The organism is Burkholderia sp. ZZQ-2, from assembly GCF_050768715.1.
GTDB lineage: Bacteria > Pseudomonadota > Gammaproteobacteria > Burkholderiales > Burkholderiaceae > Burkholderia > Burkholderia cepacia.
In genome coordinates, this window is the sequence record NZ_LDVA01000352.1 from 1 (window position 1) to 2,273 (window position 2,273).

Here is a 2,273-nt window from a genome sequence, read left to right on the forward strand (position 1 = left end):
GCGTGAAGTCGGACAACACGGGCGTCGACATCGCGAACGTGAAGATGTCGATGAACCCGTTCGACGAAATCGCGGTGGAAGAAGCGGTGCGCCTGAAGGAAGCGGGCGTCGCGACCGAAGTGATCGCGGTGTCGGTGGGCGTGACGCAAGCGCAGGAAACGCTGCGCACGGCGCTGGCGATCGGCGCGGATCGCGCGATCCTCGTCGAATCGAACGACAGCGTCGAGCCGCTGGCCGTCGCGAAGATCCTGAAGGCGCTGGTCGACAAGGAGCAGCCGCAACTGGTGATCCTCGGCAAGCAGGCAATCGACGACGATTCGAACCAGACGGGCCAGATGCTGGCCGCGCTGGCTGGTCTCCCGCAAGCGACGTTCGCATCGAAGGTCACGATCGCGGACGGCAAGGCAACCGTTGCACGCGAAGTCGACGGCGGCGCGGAAACGCTGTCGCTGACGCTGCCGGCGGTCGTGACGACCGACCTGCGCCTGAACGAGCCGCGCTACGTGACGCTGCCGAACATCATGAAGGCGAAGAAGAAGCCGCTGGAAACGGTGAAGCCGGAAGACCTCGGCGTGGACGTCGCGCCGCGTCTGAAGACGCTGAAGGTGGCCGAGCCGCCGAAGCGCGCAGCCGGCGTGAAGGTGCCGGACGTGAAGACGCTGGTCGAGAAGCTGAAGACCGAAGCCAAGGTGCTGTAAGAGGGAGCGGAAAGAAATGACGATTCTGGTGATTGCAGAACACGACAACGCGTCGATCAAGGCCGCGACGCTGAACACGGTGGCGGCGGCGGCGAAGATCGGCGGTGACATTCACGTGCTGGTCGCAGGCCACAATGCGCAAGGCGCGGCCGACGCGGCAGCAAAGATCGCGGGTGTATTGAAGGTGCTGCTGGCCGACGCGCCGCAACTCGAAGCAGGTCTCGCGGAAAACGTCGAAGCGACCGCGCTGAACATTGCGAAGGACTATTCGCACATCCTCGCGCCGGCGACCGCTTACGGCAAGAACATCGCGCCGCGTATCGCCGCGAAGCTGGACGTCGCACAGATCTCCGACATCACGGCGGTTGACAGTGCCGACACGTTCGAGCGCCCGATCTACGCGGGCAACGCGATCGCGACGGTGCAGTCGAGCGACCCGATCAAGGTCATCACGGTGCGTGCGACCGGTTTCGATCCGGTTGCAGCGGAAGGCGGCAGCGCGTCGGTCGAGAAGATCGAGGCGGCGGCAGACGCCGGCAAGTCGCAGTTCGTCAGCCGTGAAGTGACGAAGCTGGACCGTCCGGAGCTCACCAGCGCGAAGATCATCGTATCGGGCGGCCGTGGTCTGGGCAGCGGCGAGAACTACACGAAGGTGCTGGAGCCGCTGGCGGACAAGCTGTCGGCGGCACTCGGCGCATCGCGCGCGGCAGTCGACGCCGGCTACGTGCCGAACGACTACCAGGTCGGCCAGACCGGCAAGATCGTCGCACCGCAGCTGTACATCGCGGTGGGCATCTCGGGTGCGATCCAGCATCTGGCCGGCATGAAGGATTCGAAGGTGATCGTCGCGATCAACAAGGATCCGGAGGCGCCGATCTTCAGCGTGGCCGACTACGGCCTCGTCGGCGATCTGTTCACGCTCGTGCCGGAGCTCGTGAACGAGCTCGGCTGACGCAGTGTGACGCTCAGGCGGTAAGCACACGAGAAGAGGGGCGCGACGAGCGCCCCTTTTTTTTCGCCATTGACAGAAGAGAGAAGAGGGAGACACACCATGAGCTATAACGCCCCCGTCAAGGACATGCTGTTCGTGCTGAAGGAACTCGCGGGCATCGACGCCGTTGCGCAACTGCCGGGTTTCGAGGACGCCGGTTACGACACGGCGCAGGCCGTGCTCGACGAGTCCGCGAAATTCTGCGGCGAGGTGCTGGCGCCGCTGAACGTCGAAGGCGACCGCAATCCGAGCAGCTGGAAGGATGGTGTCGTGACCGCGACGCCGGGCTTCGGCGAAGCGTTCCGCCAGTTCGTCGAAGGCGGCTGGCAGGGGCTGCAGCACCCGTCCGAATACGACGGCCAGGGGCTGCCGAAGCTGATCGCGACGCCGTGCATCGAGATGCTGAACGCGTCGAATCTGTCGTTCGCGCTGTGTCCGCTGCTGACCGACGGCGCAATCGAGGCGCTGCTGACGGCCGGCACCGACGAGCAGAAGCAGCGCTACGTGCCGAAGCTGATCTCGGGCGAATGGACCGGCACGATGAACCTGACCGAGCCGCAGGCGGGCTCGGATCTTGCGCTGGT

Annotated in this window: 3 protein-coding genes; all 3 read left to right on the forward strand. The window is 65.1% G+C overall.

Features of this window, described 5'->3' with window-relative positions:
• Nucleotides 1-2 precede the first annotated feature (2 nt).
• Nucleotides 3-698: an electron transfer flavoprotein subunit beta/FixA family protein gene (locus ABY44_RS34585; protein WP_063807628.1), complete on the forward strand. Its 696-nt coding sequence runs from the start codon at nt 3-5 to the stop codon at nt 696-698.
• Nucleotides 699-714: 16 nt separating this feature from the next.
• Nucleotides 715-1,650, forward strand: a complete 936-nt coding sequence (locus ABY44_RS34590) for an electron transfer flavoprotein subunit alpha/FixB family protein (protein ID WP_431643443.1) — start codon at nt 715-717, stop codon at nt 1,648-1,650.
• Between the two features lie 99 nt (nt 1,651-1,749).
• Nucleotides 1,750-2,273 (forward strand): acyl-CoA dehydrogenase N-terminal domain-containing protein (locus ABY44_RS34595; protein WP_431643445.1); only part of this gene is annotated, 524 nt, incomplete at its 3' end.